Origin of the sequence: Paraburkholderia fungorum, from assembly GCF_003610895.1 — a bacterium.
Lineage (GTDB): Bacteria > Pseudomonadota > Gammaproteobacteria > Burkholderiales > Burkholderiaceae > Paraburkholderia > Paraburkholderia fungorum_B.
The window spans coordinates 61,775-78,827 of the sequence record NZ_MCAS01000004.1 but is presented as its reverse complement, the minus strand read 5'-3'; the positions used below and the strand labels follow the sequence as shown (position 1 = coordinate 78,827).

The following is a 17,053-nucleotide window of genomic DNA, read 5'->3' as shown; positions in this document are numbered from 1 at the left end:
TGGCCGCCTTCCGTATTGCAAACAACCCGTTCACGTGTGCTCCGCGCAAACGGCTAATGTCTTTGCGGGTGACGGCTGTTTGCTGCAATTCGCGCGACCATCGGCACCAGGCGAGGGTTGAGCACCGGAACAGAACCATCACGATGTTCGGCCCGAGCAACGATTGCATCAATCGTGACTCGTGCAACCGCGCGTTGTGCCCGTCTGGCGAACTGTCTCATACGGCGATCGCTCACCGGATGCCGCGCCCATACCAGCGCTGCGAACCAACCGATAACCGTCCATCCGAGCAGGATATTCACCATGGTCACCGCAAAGGCGTCTTCGCGTTCTCTTGCGTCTGCGATCATTGCGGGCACCAGATAGAGCATCAGCGCCCCCAGGAACACTGCACCCTCGATCATCTTCAACATTTCGACACCCCGTTACGGCTTCTCTCACTTGTGTTCAGTTTAGGCCGCACCTATCTTTTTTTCATGCCGATAGCGTGAATTCACTATTGCTACGGATCGAACAATGAGAGCCGGGTTTGTGGCGTGTCCGGGGTGCTGGTCGCGAGCATCGCAGTGGCCGCGATTGCTGCCTGCTGGTCGCTTTTGCGCTTCACATTTGGCCTGCTCAAGCCGCAGCCGATGCTGGTCGAGACGGTCGCGCTCTCACGGGACGTGCAACCCGAGTTGCACGCGTTCGTGGACGACATGGTGACCCAGGCTCACCCGGTCGATACGCACCCACCGCTGTCCCAGAGACTAGATAATCCTGGAACCTCGCTGGATGCGGCCGACGTAAGCGATATTGCGTTGCCGATCGAGTCTTCCATTGATCTCGTTCGCATACCTGAGGAAATCGAAAAAACAGCTCTCGGTGCTCGAGGCACAATGGCTCGTGGCCATTCACGCTGTGGTCGTTCCCCAAACCGAATAAGCCAGTCAAAAAACGTCAGCGGGCGCGCGTGGTGTGATTGCCGCCGCGCCAACTTGCGCTCAGGTCCGTCGGCGGCACGCGGCTGGCTCTATCGAACCGGCCGAGCGTCGACTGGAGCCGGCCGTTGAGCCCGCGCGGGGTGGAATAGTTTCTGATTAACCGAGCGCTTTGCGGGCGACGCGGCACGCTGCCAGGTCCCATGCCGCGCATCCGACACTCTTGAAGAAAACCGGCGCATCGGGCCTCAGTTGGCCTTGAATCGCTTGCGCCAACGAACCTGCCCGGTTCCAGTCAAAATTGGCCTGAATAAGGTCGCCTGCCTCATGCTTTGCGCCAACCGGGTCGTCCACCACGACGAAACTGCCATCGACGACCTGCTTGCTGATTTCAGCAGCGTCCGGCGTGAATGCGCCTACACCGATTACCAGGCGGCCAGCGCGCACTGCTTCGTTATACACAGGCCTCTTGCTCGTCGTCACGGTAACGACTACGTCGACGGATTCCGGAATCTCGCCCTGCAAGGCTTCAAGCCTGGGGGCGAGCGCCTTCTGACGCGCAACAAAGCTTCGCGTATCGTCGTCAGAGATGCCCTTCGACAGGATTCGCGCATCGGGAAAGAGTGTGGCGAACGCTTCGACGTGGTTGGACGCCTGCTTGCCGGTACCGATGACCAGGATTTCCCTGAGCGGGCCGTTCGCAAGCGTCATTGCGCCCAGCGCGGAGACGGCGGCAGTCCGTCGGCCAGTCACGGTTGGGCCGTCCAGAACGAACATCGTCTCGCCGGTAAGCGAGTCACACGCGATGACCTGCCCGTTGATGGTCGGCAAATTTCGCGCAACGTTGCCGGGACAGACGTTCACGAGCTTATGGATTGCAATGTCTTCGGCGCTCGCCGGCATGGAGAGCATCAGCCCGCCGTGCTGCAACGGTATGGCAAGGCGCTCGGGGCTCGCGATCCGTCCGACTCCATACTCGACAATCGTCTCGCGCAGAACGTCCACGAGCGTGGCGTATTCGAGAAGCGAAGCCGTCGTCCCGGCATCAAAGGTCGTCTTGTCTGCGTTCATGCTTTTCCCACGGAGAGGTTGAAAATTCACGGTGGACACCAAGGTTCGTGCTGAAAACTGATGGACCGAATTTAAACCACATGTGGTTCTTTAACAATCCAAAACAGACAATATCAATGATTTTTGGTTTTTTATGTGCTCCACCATGGCTATAGGGAACACCCTGAAGCAGACAGCCTCTTCGATGTGGTCTGTTGGCCTTGCTCAAGTGGTATATTTGGAACCACCTATCTCTCCGTCCTCCTCCCAATATGGCGTCCCCCCTGGCCGAGTTTTCCCGGAACTTCCGCCCGCTTCAGATTTACGAGCAGGTCTCTGAAAAAATCAGGGCCGAAATCCGCGCGGGACGGTTTGTGCCCGATGCGCGACTGCCCTCGGAGCGTGAGCTCGCGTCCCTTTTCGGTGTGGGGCGGCCCGCTGTACGCGAAGCAATCGGCGCCCTTCAGAACGAAGGACTCGTCATCACACGTAGAAACTCCGGTACGTACGTCGCGGGCAACGCACCCGAAGTGCTGGCGAGGAACGTGGAGGTAGCGCAAGCGCCGGACGGCCAGTTGCAGTCCGACTACAGCCCTTCAGCCACGCTCGACGTTCGTCTGATACTGGAGCCGGCAATCGCGCGCCGGGCTGCCGCAAATAAAAAGCGCGACAAACTCGCAGAGCACTATCTCTCGCAGATGGAAACGCTCACCGACGTGTCCGACCCGGAACAGCGTGCGCTCTGGAACAACAGCGACCGCCTCTTTCATCGGCAACTTGCCCTGATGACAGGTGATGCGCTGCTGGCAAGAATCGCAGAAGAAATCGCGGAGACAATGGACCAATCCCTGTGGAAACGGATAAAGGATGACGGGATATTCGACCCGCAGCGCATCCGTCTCTACGTTGCCGAGCATCGACTCATCTATGAGGCAATCGTTACGGGTGATGCAGATGCCGCGGCGTTTTACGTCGAACAGCACATCCATCGTGTAAAGCGCGACATCACGCCAACGTAATCGCGTCACAGGCAGTGCTTGCCGTAGCGTTATCGTGGCGCGCTCTCTTTTCCGTCTCGCCTCAAAAAAGGCGCGCAATCAGATCGATTGCGCGCCAACTGGTACAACAAGAGAAATTACAACCTCAACAACACCTGCAGGGCGATGAGCACAGCATCTTCTGCGAATGCTCAAACAAGAACCGCCTCGCGTCATTCACTTGTCACGTAGACGCTTCGCCTCAACCGTCATCGCGAAGCGTGGGCGAAATGCCGTCAATCCCCACTCGCCATCAGTTCATTTGACTACCGTCATCTGACCGTTCTTAAACGAGAACACAGTCGTAGGCGCGTTGTTCAGGTCACCGACCTTGTCGAAGGCATACGTTGCAGCGACGCCCTTGAAGTTCGCGTTGCGTAGCGCCTGCACGAGCTTGACCGGGTCAGTGGTCTGCGCGGAGGAAATCACATTGGCCAGTAGCATCATGCCGTCGTAATACGTGATGCCATAGGCCTGCGGTTCGGTTTTGAACCGCGCCTTGTAGCGGGCGATGTAGTCTCGTCCTTCCGCCGTACCGTCAAGGCCCGAACCGCTCATCGAGCAGTAAGCATTTTCGGCAGCCGCACCCGCAACCTTTGCCATGTCGTCAGCACAGATGCCGTCACCGCCGAGCAGCTTGGCTCGCACTCCGCGGGCAACCATTTGCTTCGCCATCGGCGCGCCTTGGGGTACGTAGCCGCCGAAGAAAATGACGTCGGGATTCTTGCCCTTGATTGTCGTCAGAATGCCGAGAAAGTCAGTTGCCGACGAATTGGTGAACTCGCGGTCCACGACCTGCAAACCCATCGACTTCGCCTTCGCGACAAATTCGTCCGCGAGGCCCTGACCATACGCAGTCCGGTCGTCGATAACCGCAGCGGTCCTCGCATGCAGTTTCTCGACGGCAAAGGTTGCCATCGAAGAACCGAGTACAGAATCACTTGCGCCGGTACGGAAGATGTTGTCGTAACCCAGTTTCGTCAGTTGAGGATTCGATGCGACTGTGAGCATCGGAATATGCGCCCCACTCGTCAAACGGCCAACCGGAATCGCAACGCCGGAGTTCTGCGGGCCGAGAAATGCGATGGGCTGCTGGTCAATCAGACGTTGGGCAACCTGGACACCCGTTTTCGGGTCGGCCTGATCGTCTTCAGACAGTACTGCGAATTTCACTGCCTGCCCGTTCACCTTAATCGGCTTCTGATTGAGCATCTCAACGGCCAGACGAAGACCGTTCTCATCATCCTTGCCGCTGACGGCCTGGGGACCGGTCAATGGTCCGGAAAGCGCGATTTTTACGACCTGGTCAGCGTGTGCAGCACCAATTGACATGCCGCTCAGCAGCAGCGTAGTGATTACGGCCTTAAGTTTCATTAGGTATCCTTATCCAAGACTCGCCCTTGCGCGAGCAATGTTGGTCATCACATCTCAGTTTTTCTGCCGATTGCTACGCAATACAACTTCAACGGGGTTACAGCGAAAATCGACTCGCAACCTGAATAAGTGCCCCGGACATGGATATGTGCCCGGGTCACCCGGCACGCGCACCGCGCCTAGCGAGAGTCAAGATAAACTCTTGCCCCGCCCTCCCCGCCGACAGCCTCAATACGCAGAGGACCCGGTGCGGAAACGACCTCATCAAAAGCAACGGGTCCCAGACAGACAACCGGTACATTGAGGTTGTAGAGTTCGGCCGCAACGATTGCACCAATCGAGATAATGAGGTCGCGCTCCCTGAGCACGATACCGAGAGGGCCGGTGCCATTGCGAATTGCCTCAGCGAGCACACTGCTGCTCGAGCTCGAGCCTTTTGCGTGGGCCATCACCATAATCTTGCCGGCAAGGCTTTCGCCGACCAGTGGATGGGTACGGTCAATAATCTTGCCCGCTTCTGAGTCGTAGCCGCCCCAAAAGCTCAGGGGTTTGTCGAGCACGATCTTTTCAGACTGCGCCGTGCCTGCCACCAGGACATCACCGACGAGAATCCGGCCTGCAGTTGCCGCTTTTGCGGAACCCGAAACATCCTCGGAATGCTTAGTCATTGAAACGTACCTTCCCATCAAAAGCCGATTGCACGCATTCGTTCATGCTTCCGTACGCCACAGTCACGCCGATGTTCGCCGGCGCATACGAAGCCCATTTTCCTGAGTTGGTCATCACGAGCCCAGTCAGTTTCTTCATGACAGGCGTGATGTAGGTACATGTATCGACAACAATCTGAATACCTCGCTCCTCGAACTTGCGCGCAAGGCCCATTTCATCCAGCTGCCAGAGAATGAAGCGGCTTGTATTCACGTAGAAGTCTGTCCTGGACTTACCCTCGAACCGGTCGAGGATCTCCGAGAGCCGCAGAAACTCTGAAACTGAAAAGTGAGGCGTACCCAGCGAAACCGCGACCAGCTCGTCGCCCTCGCGGCCGCTGTTGAGGTTGCACCTGATTTCGTTGAGCTCGGAGAGGGAGACGTCGACCGTCTTCAATGGGGCATGTCCCTGCAGCGCAGCTTCCAGTGTCGGCGCCTCGGGTGTAATGCCGACTGCGTGAAAGAGCGCGACCGCGCCGCTGGAAGCCGCCGCAGCACCCAGCGCCTTCAGTTCGTCTTCGCTTGTGTCGCTCGGCAGGCCAACCAGCACGGGGACGATCGCGCCCGCAACCTTGCCGACCAGAAGTCCAAGCGCCGCGAAGTAGATATCGCGCGAGGACCGGCTTGCAAAGTCTTCGACATTGAAAACAATCTGACCCGCGCGGTTTGCCTCAACGTGCAGCCCAGCATACGGCGCGCGCCCCGTGATAGCTGCAGCCAGATCGAGAAAATCGCCGTAGCGGCTAGTTCTTGCGCCGAGCACCGAGTTCGCGAAGACAATCGCATTGGATTCAGCCCATGCGATCTGTTCTCCCTTTGCAGGCCTGTTCTTCAACTGATACGGCGCGCATGTGAAGCTCGACTCGCAGCCCAGCTCAATATGCGCGTCCATCAGCCGCTGCGCGTCGCGCTGAATCGAACGGTCGCCGTGATAGAGCTCGGGATGAATCAAATCGAGCGAGCCCACGTTCAGGGTGGTCGGCACCGCCACTTTTGCTCCGGCCGCAACGAACAGTTCGACGAAGTCGAGACTCGTTTGCCCGTGGTAAAGACAGCCATCGATATGCGCCGAGCTGATGTCAATCAGATGCGGTGCCGACATGACGTCAGCCGTGCGCGTCACAATCCGCATCGCGCGCGCCGCGCCTTGTCCAAGCTCCCCATTCAACATCGCCTCATCGCGCTCGCTTAACTGCAACATCGGGTGTTCCTCTTAAGTCGTCACGGGCTTCGTTCCGAAGCATCTGGGCACAAATGTACAACTGGAACGAAAAACTGTCCATACTGGTAATTATCTAGGCCAATTTTCTCTGAAATAGCACTCAATTTCCCTCGCACCAAGGAATAGCAATCACTCTCCAGCCAAATTTGGATCAAACACACACCAATTCGAGGCGATTTCGGATCAGTGATGCATGGTAGCCAGCCAGATGCGCAAGATCGGTGACCCAACCTGTCTCTGGAACATTCCCAGCGCGCTCTGCCATGAATGCGATGGCAAAAGCATCGCTGTTTAGCGGTTCGCGAGAGCTGGGTTGCTTGCTGCGTGCAGAACCGAAGCACCTCTTTCCACGGGTATACCCTGCCAATCCAGTGGTTCTTAAATATATCCAATAATTTTGCAATTTGGTACGCTGTGGTTCATGGATGGCGCAGAACAGCGTATCAAAGGGCTAAATTGCGCATCCAATGACCAAAAACCAACCACCTGACGGTTAGCGTGGTTGCCACGACACCACCTCGGGTCTCGGCCTGAGTAGACCAACTGGAGCGTTCTTCGTGAACACAACCAGAACGACCGCCGACCCGGCGATGGCTGCCGGCAAGGCCGACAAGGGCAAAGCAGTCGCCGCCACTGTCATCGGCACGGCGCTGGAAGTCTTTGACTTCTCCAGCTACAGCTTCTTCTCGGTGACGATCGGGAAGCTGTTTTTCCCGACTCACGACCCAGTCCTCTCACTGTTGCTCGCCGCCCTTACATTCGGCGTGGGCTTCTTCATACGGCCCCTTGGCGGCATTGTTCTGGGTATTTACGGCGACCGGGTTGGCCGCAAGCAGGCCTTGTCTCTCTCGATCATGCTGATGGCACTCGGAATTGCCATCGTCGCATGCGCGCCAACGTACCAGCAGATTGGTGTCGGCGCGACGATTCTGCTGGTGGTGGGCCGCCTTATTCAGGGCTTCGCGCACGGTGGCGAAATGGGTACGGCCGCAACGTTTCTCTCCGAGTATGCTCCGGCAAACTCTCGTGGTCTCTACGCGAGCTATATCCAATCGAGCATTGGCTTTGCCGTGCTCGCCGGGGCCGCCGTTGGCGTTTTCATTTCTTCCGAACTGAGTCCAGAAGCGCTGGAATCCTGGGGTTGGCGCATCCCGTTCGCTCTTGGTCTGCTGATTGGACCGGTCGGCTGGTTCATCCGTCGTGGACTCGACGAAACGCCGACCTTCAAGCACGCGGCCAAGTCCAACACGCCGCTGCGCGAGGTAATTCGCGAGTATCCGCGCCAGACATTCGCAACCATTTCACTCGTCATCCTGTGGACTGTGTGTACCTATGTGCTGCTGTATTACATGCCGACTTTCGTCGTGAAGTCACTGGGCTTGCCGCAGGGTCTCGGCTTCCGCGCAGGGCTCATAGGCGGCGCCGTCATTCTGGTGGCCTCACCCATGTTCGGGTGGCTGTCGGACCGCATCGGACGCCGATTCATCGTTGCAAGTTCGGCGTTGCTGATTGGGGTGCTCGCGTTTCCGATGTTCGCCTACATTGTGCGCAGTCCTTCGTTGACCTCGCTGGTCATCTTTCAACTCGTCTTCGGGGTGCTCATCTCGGCATACACGGCGCCAATTCTCGCTGTCTTCGCGGAGATGTTTCCAAGCCGCGTGCGCTCGACTGGCTTATCCCTCGCTTACAACGTCGCGGTGACCATTTTTGGCGGCTTTGCGACGTTTGTCATCACGCTCCTTATTGCCTGGTCCGGAAGCAAGTTGGCACCGGCCGGCTATGTCGCCTTCGCCGCATTGCTGAGCTTCCTTGGCGCGATGGTCTACCCCAAACCTCTGGACGACTTCTGACACAACTTGCGCCACGCCACGCCACGCCGCGAACGCACACGCACACGCACACGCGCGGCATAGCAGATTCTCGCAGCGCGAAACCCGTCGAAGCCGGATTCTCTTCCGCTTCGACGTTTCGCCTTTTTGAAAGAGGAAACGATGCTTACACTTTTGAAGAGCGGCCGGATTGTCGACGTCAACCACAACGAAGACGACCAGCCTTACGATGTTCTGATTGAAGACGGGGTTGTCCGGGAAGTCGCGGCAAACATCAAGCCTGGCTCGCAGGCGAAGGTCCTGAACATCAAGGGCAAGACGTTGATGCCAGGGCTGATTGATTGCCACGTCCACGTCATGGCAAGCATGGCCAACCTGGGCGCAAACGCGAAGCTCCCCAACGCTTTCGCGTTGTTCCGCGCGGTACCAATTCTGCGCGGAATGTTGGAGCGAGGTTTCACAAGCGTTCGCGATGCAGGCGGCGCCGACTACGCGCTTGCGCAAGCAGTGGAGACCGGGCTTGCTGAAGGCCCTCGTCTTTTCACCTCAGGCAAGGCTCTCTCCCAGACCGGCGGCCACGCAGACTTTCGTGTCCGGCTGGATCACGGCCCCGACAACTGTCCCTGCTCACAGTACTACGGTGCGATTGGCCGCATCGTGGATGGTGTCGACGACATTCGCCGCGCGATCCGGCAGGAAATCCGTCAAGGCGCAACGCAAATCAAGATCATGGCGTCCGGCGGCGTCTCGTCTCCAACAGATCCGATTGGCAATCTGCAATTCTCCGAGGACGAGATTCGCGCCGCTGTCGCGGAAGCTCGTCAACACCAGACATACGTCATGGCGCATGCCTACACGGCTCAAGCAATCAAGCGCGCTGTCGAGCTCGGTGTTCGCACGATTGAGCACGGCAACCTCGTCGACGACGATGCCGCCAACGTGATGGCACAGCGAGGTGCTTTCGTCGTGCCGACCCTGATTACCTACGAAGCCTGCAGAACCGATGGCGCTGAAGCTGGTTTTCCGCCGGATTCCCTTGTGAAGAACGCCGCGGTACTGCAAAAGGGTCTGGACTCGCTGGAAATCTACAAGCGCAACAAGGTGAAGATGGCGTACGGTTCCGACCTGTTGGGTACGATGCATCAACGCCAGAGCGAAGAGCTGATGTTGCGCACACGCGCATTTTCGGCCTACGAAGTTATCTGTCAGGCGACGTCCGTGGCGGCAGAAGTTTTGAACAGGACGGGCGAGCTAGGCGTGGTGGCGCCGGGCGCCGTCGCCGATCTGCTGGTCGTCGATGGCGACCCGTTGAAAAACATAGGTCTGCTGGGTGAGCAAGGGCGCCATCTGGACCTCATCATGAAGCAGGGGCAGCTTTTCAAAAACCGTCTTGTGGACTGAAACGCCGAGGCCAACCGGTGCAACTCGATTGACCCAGGTGTGCCTCACGTCAGTCCGTCAGTCACCCGAGGCCTGAAATTACCGCGCCCGTCACGGACTTCTGAAAGTGATGGTTGGCGAACCGCAAGCCGAGGAAGCCGTCCGTCGCGGCAAAGCTCGAAAGACAGGGCGCCAGTCCGGAATGTGTAAAGCATAAGCGGAGTGGCGTCTTTGTTGATTGCGCGCTGAGAGTGTGCCCAGCGTTGAAACCGTAGCAGAAACCGCGTGAAACTTTATCCGGCATCAAGCTGCCAAATAACCATTGGCGACTCGGACATTCAGGTATGGCAAGCGTGCTGTTGGTGGACGACGACGCGGAAACCCTTGCAGCATGGGAGGCGAACTGCATCGCAGACGGATTCGAAGTCAGAAGCGCGAGTGACGGCGAATCGGCATTGGCCATGTTCATCGAATCCCCCGTCGATATCGTGGTCGCCGACTGGCGCATGCCGGTAATGTCGGGGAGCGAACTGTGTCACCGCTTGCGCACCCTCCCCGGTCTGGCCGACGTTGCTTTCATACTGGTTTCCGGAGAACCGAGTCCGCCCGCCTTCGTTAGTTACGATGGGTTCCTTCGCAAGCCCGTAGATGGGGCAATGTTACTGACCACAATGCGGCGACTGCTGGTGGATAACGTCAAGCATCGGCAATTACAGCGCGGCGGATCCACGTAGTTAAGAGGCGGTCTTTGCACCCGGACGGCAACACCCGCCAGAAGCGCTTGTTGAAGAAGAAAACAGCGGTTCCCGGCTCAGTCCGTCTGAACGAACTCGATGATCGCATTGCCGGCTGAGTCCGGCGTTACCGCAATTCCTTTGCTGGTTCGAACATAGCTGACGCCGTTCTCCCCCAAGACCTGTTCGGTCACTGCAATGTCGCGAACCCGCACTTGCAAAGCGATGCCATGCGGTTTCTCCGTGTAACTGACCGGCAGACCGACGGTCGAAAACCGCGCCGCTGCCTGTTCCGGTGTAAGCGCGACCACCTTGCCGCAGCCCGTATCAGCCTCGACGTGCCCGTCGACTCGGGTTGTTTGCTTCGCGCCAAAGAGCTTCGACCATCTATCCTCCAGAGAACCCAGTTCGGCAGCGACGTACACGACCTCCAGGACGGCGTTGGCCCCGTTTGGGTGATTCTGCCAATCCTTGCGCCAGATGAACTCCGGTCGATGCTGCTGACACAGGAAGTTCGACACATCGCCCAACCCGGTGTCCATCACCATTCCGAGTGACACGACCGCTTCGTCCGGGGTGCCGTCGGCTTTGGTCAGCTTGCGGCGAAAATCGACGCGTTGCTGTGTTGGCAAACCGCTCGCCTTCACCGCGGCAAAGTCGCCTTCGATATCCTTGCTATGCAGCGCGACGAGTCCCAGTCCTTCGGAGCGCGCCAGAAACTCACCCAGGGTGCGGCCGTAGCAAAACCCGTCAACTTCACCCGTGCCGAACTTCGAGGGGTCGTCAATACCGATGAGCTCGATGAAGTTGTTCTCGAACATCATCAACGTCAGCACCGAACCCCACGGGTGATAAGAGATCGGACTCGGCGAGAAACCGAGGCGAATGAACTTCTCGACCGCCTCGGGATGGTTTCGAACGGAAATCACGGGGTGGTCAATCCCAAGCCGATGCTGGTCTGGAGGAATCATTCGCTAGTCCTTTATGGATGGGGCGGTTATAGCGGCATAGGTGCCGGAAACCGGCTTGATGACCTTTGCTGGAACACCAGCGGCAATCATGCCCGCGGGAATAGACGTACGAACGAGGCTGCCGGCAGCAATGACCGCACCTTCGCCAATTTCAATGTTTCCCAGTATCGTCGCGTTGGCCGCGAGCGTGGCGCCCCGCCGCACTTTCGGATGCCGGTCGCCTGCTTCGGCGAAGGTGCTGCCCAGCGTGACGCCATGCCAGATGCTGACACCGTCTTCGACCACCGCCGTCTCGCCGATGACGATGCCCATTGCGTGGTCCACGAAGAGACCTTTGCCGATGCGCGCAGCAGGATGGATATCGACGTTATATGACTTGGCGCACCAGTTCTGCAGCAACACGGCGAATGTCTTCTCGCCCGCTGCCCAGTATGCGTGCGCAATGCGGTGAAACTGAATGGCGTGGACACCGCGGAACGACAGGAACGCAGTCAGCGCATTCGGGCACGCGGGGTTTGAGGACGAAATCCTGGCGATATCGGCTGCCGCGCCGATCTCAAGCGCCCGCTGTCTGCTAAGCGCGCCGAACTCCTCGGCGAAGTCGGGCAAAGCGCTGTCGACGCGCATGAGTTCCGCCGCCAGAAGAGACGCGAACGCCTCACCCAGCGTCTCGTGCTTTAGCACAGCCGCGTCGAAGTACCGTCGCAACATCGGCCGCAGCGTTGCTTCGCGCTCCGCTTCGGTACGAACTGTCTCCCACAGTTCCTGGGCTTCAATGGTGGTCACGCCTTGCCTCCTTTTTGTGAGAGTCTGCGATGTCCAAAAAGAACAGCAAGTGCCGTCGAATCAGAGATTTGTTCTGAAAATTAGATGGCTGAGTGCGCGGTGCCTGCCTTCGTGGATAGCGTCTCCCAGTCCTCTTCTGTTGGCAGCCGCCCGGCCGCGCATCGCACCTCAGCGGAAAGCACCCATCTGCGAGGTCATCATCTGAAGCATCTTGTTCGATGCGACCGACAGCTTGCGCCCAACGCGCGTGACCAGGTGAGCTTCCGCATTCTGGAAGATCGGATGGTCGATTTCGATTGCGTGAAGTTCGCCCGCAGCCATTTCAGTCGTGACCGCAAATGCCGGCAGCACGACAACGCCGAGGCCAGACCTTGCGAACTGCTTCAGGATGCTGATGGAGTTCGTCGTCACGACCGGGTCCAGGCGAATTTTCTCGGCAAACTCGACGGCCTGCAGCATTTGCCGGGTTCCGTAGGTCGGATGTGTCGCAGCGATCGGATAAGCCGCCAGCTCCTGCACGGTCATTGCTTTCTGTTTGCTCGAGCGCCGGAAGTGAGGACCGACGATGGCCATCATAGGCTGGCGCTTGAAAGCGCGCGCAACCAGCTTGGGTTCGGCAGGCGGGTTGTACACGAGACCGATTTCCCCCTCGTCCTCCGAGATTCGCCGCACTACGTCATTAGTGCTGCCGAGGTCGAGATTGACCTTGATGCCTGGATACAGCTTGCAGAATTGCTGCATCGGGCCCGCCAGAACGTCCGACACGAAGCCCTCCCCGAGCACGACACTCACGTGGCCGGTTCGAAGTCCGCGCAGCCCCTGCAATCGCGAGATCAGGTCGTCCTTGTGCGCAAGCTGCTCGCGGAAATACTCGATCAGGTATTCGCCCGCTTCCGTCGGCTTGACGCCGCGGGCATGGCGTTCGATCAAAGTCGCGTCGAGCTCCGACTCGAGCAAGCCAATCTGCCGGCTCACCGCCGAAGGCGCCACGTTCAGCCAGTCCGCAGCAGCGCGAATGGTTCCGCATCGAACCGCCTCGAAAAAATAGACGATTCGGCTTTCTGTAAGGTTGTCTGCCATAGCTCCCTGTTCGAAAAAACAGAACGATTCCAATATTGGCGTTGATTGATTATAGGGGCGCAAAAGCTGACTATGGCCACTCCAAAACCGCAAACGGCCGCAAATGGATACCTCTATTCGGCCGGCGGTGTCATTGCAACGGAGTGCACTTATGAAGACAGTTGGTGTCATCGGACTTGGAAACATGGGGCGCGGCATGGCCCTCTCGCTCAAGCGCGGCGGTTACACCGTGCTGGGTTTCGACGCGGCGCCAGGCGTTGCCGAGCGGCTGCAGGAAGAAGGCGTCTCTGCCCGCGCCTCCATTGCGGACATCACGCGTGACTCCGACGTTCTCATTCTCTCCCTGCCCACCTCCGCAATCGTTGAAGAGGTGGTTCTGGGCCACGGCGGTGTGGCGGCAAGCGCAAAGCCGGGTCTCATCGTTGTGGACACCACGACAGCCGAGCCGAACAGCACGCGCAAAGTCGCGGCCGCACTCAGGGAAGTCAAGGTCGGTATGGTTGACGGCCCGGTCAGCGGCGGCCCGAAGGGCGCGGCGAGCGCAACGATGACGATGGTCCTCGGTGGCTCTGACGAAGACGTTGCCGCAGTTGAGCCGATTCTCGCCGTGATGAGCGCCAAACGTGTACACGTCGGCCCGGTCGGCGCCGGCCATGTCACCAAAATCATCAACAACCTGCTCACCGGCATCCACCTGCTGGCAACCAGTGAGGCCGTGCGCGCGGCTGAATCGGTAGGCGTCGATCCCGGGAAGCTGATTGAAGCGCTCAGCGGCGGCTCCGGGCGCAACAGCGCGACGCTCACGAACTACCCGACCTGGATTCTCAACAACACGTTCGACTCGGGGTTCACGATGAAACTGATGCGCAAGGATCTGCGCCTCGCGATGGACCTGCTGAAGAGCCAGGGCGTGAACGCCCCCATCGCGGTTGAAGCCGGGCGCCTGTGGGCGGAAAGCGCGCAATTCATCGGCGATGCCGAAGACTTCAACCGCATTGTTCAGTTCGTCGAACAGAAGTAACCCGGTCAAGGAGCATCGAAATGGAAAACAACGCAGCTGAAAACCTGCTGGCCGCATTCGTACACTTCTTCCCGAACGCGACGACTATCGGTTCATACGTGGGCGGAGAACTGGTGGAAGGCACGGGCGAACTCATCCAGCTGTACGACGCAGCGACCGGCAAGCCGAGCCTTGCATACAAGGACGGCGGCGCAGCGGTGGTCGAACTTGCGGCCGAGGCGGCACAACGTGCGCAGAAGCAGTGGTGGGCGCTGACTCATGCCGCACGCGGCCGCGTCATGTTCGAAATCGCGCGGGAGTTGCGCAAAGATACTGAGAATCTGGCGCGGCTCGAGTCGCTGGGTTCGGGCAAGCCGATTCGCGATTGCCGCGGCGAAGTCGCCAAGGTTGCCGAGATGTTCGAATACTACGGCGGCTGGACCGATAAGTTCTATGGTGAAGTGATCCCCGTCCCAACTTCGCACCTGAACTACACGCGCCGCGAACCGGCCGGAACGGTCCTCCAGATCACGCCATGGAACGCCCCTGTTTTCACGTGTGGATGGCAACTGGCGCCGGCGATTTCGATGGGGAACGCCGTCTTGCTGAAGCCCTCGGAACTGACGCCCTTCACGTCGCTGGTGGTCGGCATGCTGGCCGAACGCGCCGGTGCGCCGAAGGGACTCATCAACGTGCTGGCGGGGTTCGGCCATACGGTCGCTCAGGCCGCCATCGCACACAAGGTCATCAAGAAAGTGGTGTTCGTCGGCTCGCCGGCTACGGGAGTCCGCATTGCCGAAGCGGCAGCGAAGCGTGTGCTGCCATGTGTTCTGGAGCTTGGCGGTAAATCGGCCAACATCATTTTCGAAGACGCCGACCTGAAGCGAGCCGCGCTCACCGCGCAGGCCGCCATTTTCGCCGGTGCGGGTCAGAGCTGCGTCGCAGGCTCACGCCTGATCGTGCAACGCTCTGTGTACGACGAATTTGTGAGCATGGTCGCGACCGGCGCAAAGAAAATCAAGGTGGGCTCGCCCATCGACGACGCCACGGAAGTCGGTCCTATCAACAACCGCACGCAATACGAGCATGTCATGAAGATGATTGCGAGCGGTGTTGCAGCAGGCGCCACACTTGCAGCAGGGTCCGCTGAACGCTCTGACGGCGGCTACTTCGTCGCACCGACTGTCCTCGCGAATGTCACTAACGATATGGACGTGGCCCGAACCGAAATTTTCGGCCCGGTCGTCGCGGCCATTCCGTTCGACTCGGAGGAGGAGGCGATCAGTATTGCGAACGATACCGAGTTTGGTCTGGCCGGTGCGGTTTGGACAAACGATGTCGGCCGCGCGCACCGTGTTGCGGGCGAGATTAACGCCGGCACTTTCTGGATCAACGGCTACAAGACCATCAACGTCGCGTCGCCGTTCGGCGGATATGGTCTGAGCGGTTACGGTCGTTCGAGTGGCGTCGAGGCACTTTACGAATACACGCAGACAAAGAGCGTGTGGGTTGAAACCGCCAAAGCGCCGTCGACGGCATTCGGCTACCTTTAACGCGACACCTGTCCTCGCTGCTGCTTCAACAGCGAGGAGAGGTCTGGAGGCAAGCTCAAGATGGCACACACGTTATATGCGGAACGCTCCGGCGACAGCGGGATGAGGACCACCAAGCTGTTCTTCTACGCAGCGGTCATTCTTCTTGTCGCGGAGCTTATCGGGTCGTTTACGTTCAAGATCGGACCGGGCAAGGTTGTCCTGCTGCCGATGATCTGGGCGCTGCTGATGGGCGCAGCGCTTGGCCTCGCCAGCGGCCGTTGGGGTGGCGTCGCGCGGCTTGACGTGAAGACCCAGTTTCTCGCAGCCGCTATTCTGCAACCCGCGCTGCTTCTCTTCGTTTCCAAACTCGGCCTGATGGTCGGCAGTGCGTTGCCCAAACTCGCGGCGGCCGGCTGGGCGCTGGCTTTTCAGGAACTCGGCCACTTTGTCGGCACCATTCTGCTGGGCTTGCCGCTCGCACTCCTCCTGGGCATCAAGCGTGAAGCGATCGGTGCGACCTTCTCGGTCGGACGCGAACCGAGTCTCGCCATCATTGGCGAAAAATATGGCATGAACTCCGCCGAAGGCCGGGGGGTGCTTGCAGAATATCTGACCGGTACAGTCTTCGGCGCCGTGTTCATCGCAATCTTCGCCGGGTTTGTAGCGAGCCTGCATATCTTCAACCCTCTCGCGCTCGCGATGGGCTCAGGCGTGGGTTCAGGTTCGATGATGGCCGCTGCATCCGGAGCAATTGCCGCGCAGCAAACGCCGGAGATGGCGAAGACTGTGCTGACGTTTGCGGCGGCAAGCAACCTCATTACGACCACGGTCGGCACATACTTCACGCTGTTCATTTCGCTGCCTATGGCTATCTGGGGCTATCGGCTGCTTGAACCCATTATTGGCCGCAAGACCCAGGCATCGGAGGCGACCAGCGCTGTCGAGGAGGCCCGGCCAAAACTCGGCGACGTCGAGACCGCCGCGCCCGAATTGAGCTATCGCGGCAAGCTGCTGGCCTGGGGCATGACCGCGCTGTTTGCCTTGATTTGCGACTGGATGACCCACGGCACAAGCCCAATCGTCGCATTTCCGGGCATGCTGATCATGGTGCTTGCGACGGTTGCGGGTGATGCGCTTGCCACGGTGACAGGACGCAAGATCCCAGCGGTGTGCTGGGTATCGATCGCGGCGATGTTTCTGACCTCGCCGCTCTGCCCTTGGGCCACGCAGATTGCAGCCTACAGCGCGCAGAACGACTTCCTCGGGGTCACGACACCGATGCTGACGTTTGCCGGATTGTCCATTGCAAAGGACATCCCGGCGTTCCGCAAGCTAGGCTGGCGAATCGTGCTCGTATCGTTCGTCGCCAACGCGGGTACTTTCCTTGGCGCCAGCATTGTCGCGCAGTTCTTTCACGTTTGATGCCAG

The 17,053-nt window shown here is 59.1% G+C and carries 16 protein-coding genes; 8 read left to right on the top strand and 8 right to left on the bottom strand.

All coding sequences use genetic code 11. The annotated features are described in order from the left end of the window. Positions 1-53 precede the first annotated feature (53 nt). Positions 54-413 (bottom strand): superinfection immunity protein, encoded by a 360-nt coding sequence (locus BCY88_RS05480; protein WP_120343290.1) that lies wholly within the window; start codon positions 411-413, stop codon positions 54-56. A gap of 123 nt (positions 414-536) precedes the next feature. Between BCY88_RS05480 and BCY88_RS39520 the strand changes: the two genes are divergently transcribed. Further along, the gene (locus tag BCY88_RS39520) at positions 537-1,052 is read left to right on the top strand and encodes a hypothetical protein (protein ID WP_147408500.1); all 516 of its coding nucleotides are present in this window, start codon (positions 537-539) and stop codon (positions 1,050-1,052) included. Between the two features lie 27 nt (positions 1,053-1,079). Here the strand turns inward: BCY88_RS39520 and lhpI are convergent, their stop codons facing one another. Beyond that, complete coding sequence (lhpI, locus tag BCY88_RS05470; protein WP_120343288.1) at positions 1,080-1,991, bottom strand: bifunctional Delta(1)-pyrroline-2-carboxylate/Delta(1)-piperideine-2-carboxylate reductase; 912 nt, start codon at positions 1,989-1,991, stop codon at positions 1,080-1,082. Between the two features lie 251 nt (positions 1,992-2,242). On the opposite strand from lhpI, the gene BCY88_RS05465 reads away from it, so the two are divergent. Further along, positions 2,243-2,989 (top strand): FadR/GntR family transcriptional regulator, encoded by a 747-nt coding sequence (locus BCY88_RS05465; RefSeq protein ID WP_120343287.1) that lies wholly within the window; start codon positions 2,243-2,245, stop codon positions 2,987-2,989. A 276-nt stretch (positions 2,990-3,265) separates the two neighbouring features. Here the strand turns inward: BCY88_RS05465 and BCY88_RS05460 are convergent, their stop codons facing one another. The 3 genes from BCY88_RS05460 to BCY88_RS05450 all read right to left on the bottom strand — a co-directional run bounded on the left by BCY88_RS05460 (position 3,266) and on the right by BCY88_RS05450 (position 6,289). Next, positions 3,266-4,381: a branched-chain amino acid ABC transporter substrate-binding protein gene (locus tag BCY88_RS05460; protein WP_120343286.1), complete on the bottom strand. Its 1,116-nt coding sequence runs from the start codon at positions 4,379-4,381 to the stop codon at positions 3,266-3,268. A gap of 179 nt (positions 4,382-4,560) precedes the next feature. Continuing rightward, entirely contained in the window at positions 4,561-5,049 is a 489-nt protein-coding gene (locus BCY88_RS05455) for an aconitase X swivel domain-containing protein (protein ID WP_120343285.1), read from the bottom strand. Beyond that, positions 5,042-6,289, bottom strand: coding sequence for an aconitase X (locus BCY88_RS05450; protein WP_120343284.1), 1,248 nt, complete (start codon positions 6,287-6,289; stop codon positions 5,042-5,044). The genes BCY88_RS05455 and BCY88_RS05450 overlap by 8 nt, the downstream gene beginning before the upstream one ends. A 611-nt stretch (positions 6,290-6,900) precedes the next feature. Here BCY88_RS05450 and BCY88_RS05445 point away from each other — a divergent pair. The 3 genes from BCY88_RS05445 (at position 6,901) to BCY88_RS05435 (ending at position 10,253) form a co-directional block, all read left to right on the top strand. After that, positions 6,901-8,160 carry an MFS transporter gene (locus BCY88_RS05445; RefSeq protein ID WP_120343416.1) on the top strand — a complete coding sequence of 420 codons (1,260 nt, stop codon included), beginning with the start codon at positions 6,901-6,903 and terminating at the stop codon, positions 8,158-8,160. Positions 8,161-8,301: 141 nt separating this feature from the next. Then, positions 8,302-9,540 carry a metal-dependent hydrolase family protein gene (locus BCY88_RS05440; RefSeq protein ID WP_120343283.1) on the top strand — a complete coding sequence of 413 codons (1,239 nt, stop codon included), beginning with the start codon at positions 8,302-8,304 and terminating at the stop codon, positions 9,538-9,540. A gap of 323 nt (positions 9,541-9,863) precedes the next feature. After that, positions 9,864-10,253, top strand: a complete 390-nt coding sequence (locus BCY88_RS05435) for a response regulator (RefSeq protein ID WP_120343282.1) — start codon at positions 9,864-9,866, stop codon at positions 10,251-10,253. A 77-nt stretch (positions 10,254-10,330) separates the two neighbouring features. On the opposite strand, the gene BCY88_RS05430 is transcribed toward BCY88_RS05435, so the two are convergent. The 3 genes from BCY88_RS05430 to BCY88_RS05420 all read right to left on the bottom strand — a co-directional run bounded on the left by BCY88_RS05430 (position 10,331) and on the right by BCY88_RS05420 (position 13,090). After that, entirely contained in the window at positions 10,331-11,224 is an 894-nt protein-coding gene (locus tag BCY88_RS05430; RefSeq protein WP_120343281.1) for a VOC family protein, read from the bottom strand. A 3-nt stretch (positions 11,225-11,227) separates the two neighbouring features. After that, the gene (gene epsC / locus BCY88_RS05425; RefSeq protein WP_220669657.1) at positions 11,228-12,010 is read right to left on the bottom strand and encodes a serine O-acetyltransferase EpsC; all 783 of its coding nucleotides are present in this window, start codon (positions 12,008-12,010) and stop codon (positions 11,228-11,230) included. A gap of 168 nt (positions 12,011-12,178) precedes the next feature. Next, positions 12,179-13,090 (bottom strand): LysR family transcriptional regulator, encoded by a 912-nt coding sequence (locus BCY88_RS05420; RefSeq protein WP_120343280.1) that lies wholly within the window; start codon positions 13,088-13,090, stop codon positions 12,179-12,181. Positions 13,091-13,241: 151 nt separating this feature from the next. On the opposite strand from BCY88_RS05420, the gene BCY88_RS05415 reads away from it, so the two are divergent. From BCY88_RS05415 to BCY88_RS05405, 3 genes are read left to right on the top strand one after another with little or no spacing between them, the layout of a single operon-like run. Beyond that, a complete protein-coding gene (locus BCY88_RS05415) occupies positions 13,242-14,111 on the top strand; it encodes an NAD(P)-dependent oxidoreductase (RefSeq protein WP_120343279.1) in 870 nt (289 codons plus the stop codon). A 20-nt stretch (positions 14,112-14,131) separates the two neighbouring features. Then, positions 14,132-15,643 carry an aldehyde dehydrogenase family protein gene (locus BCY88_RS05410; RefSeq protein ID WP_120343278.1) on the top strand — a complete coding sequence of 504 codons (1,512 nt, stop codon included), beginning with the start codon at positions 14,132-14,134 and terminating at the stop codon, positions 15,641-15,643. Between the two features lie 60 nt (positions 15,644-15,703). Then, positions 15,704-17,047 (top strand): DUF3100 domain-containing protein, encoded by a 1,344-nt coding sequence (locus BCY88_RS05405; RefSeq protein WP_120343277.1) that lies wholly within the window; start codon positions 15,704-15,706, stop codon positions 17,045-17,047. The last annotated feature ends 6 nt before the right edge of the window (positions 17,048-17,053 follow it).

Coding starts and splice junctions, on each gene's coding strand:
- BCY88_RS05480 (WP_120343290.1), bottom strand. CDS start 413: ATGTTGAAGATGATCGAGGGTGCAGTGTTCCTGGGGGCGCTGATGCTC.
- lhpI (WP_120343288.1), bottom strand. CDS start 1,991: ATGAACGCAGACAAGACGACCTTTGATGCCGGGACGACGGCTTCGCTT.
- BCY88_RS05465 (WP_120343287.1), top strand. CDS start 2,243: ATGGCGTCCCCCCTGGCCGAGTTTTCCCGGAACTTCCGCCCGCTTCAG.
- BCY88_RS05460 (WP_120343286.1), bottom strand. CDS start 4,381: ATGAAACTTAAGGCCGTAATCACTACGCTGCTGCTGAGCGGCATGTCA.
- BCY88_RS05455 (WP_120343285.1), bottom strand. CDS start 5,049: ATGACTAAGCATTCCGAGGATGTTTCGGGTTCCGCAAAAGCGGCAACT.
- BCY88_RS05450 (WP_120343284.1), bottom strand. CDS start 6,289: ATGTTGCAGTTAAGCGAGCGCGATGAGGCGATGTTGAATGGGGAGCTT.
- BCY88_RS05445 (WP_120343416.1), top strand. CDS start 6,901: ATGGCTGCCGGCAAGGCCGACAAGGGCAAAGCAGTCGCCGCCACTGTC.
- BCY88_RS05440 (WP_120343283.1), top strand. CDS start 8,302: ATGCTTACACTTTTGAAGAGCGGCCGGATTGTCGACGTCAACCACAAC.
- BCY88_RS05435 (WP_120343282.1), top strand. CDS start 9,864: ATGGCAAGCGTGCTGTTGGTGGACGACGACGCGGAAACCCTTGCAGCA.
- BCY88_RS05430 (WP_120343281.1), bottom strand. CDS start 11,224: ATGATTCCTCCAGACCAGCATCGGCTTGGGATTGACCACCCCGTGATT.
- BCY88_RS05420 (WP_120343280.1), bottom strand. CDS start 13,090: ATGGCAGACAACCTTACAGAAAGCCGAATCGTCTATTTTTTCGAGGCG.
- BCY88_RS05415 (WP_120343279.1), top strand. CDS start 13,242: ATGAAGACAGTTGGTGTCATCGGACTTGGAAACATGGGGCGCGGCATG.
- BCY88_RS05410 (WP_120343278.1), top strand. CDS start 14,132: ATGGAAAACAACGCAGCTGAAAACCTGCTGGCCGCATTCGTACACTTC.
- BCY88_RS05405 (WP_120343277.1), top strand. CDS start 15,704: ATGGCACACACGTTATATGCGGAACGCTCCGGCGACAGCGGGATGAGG.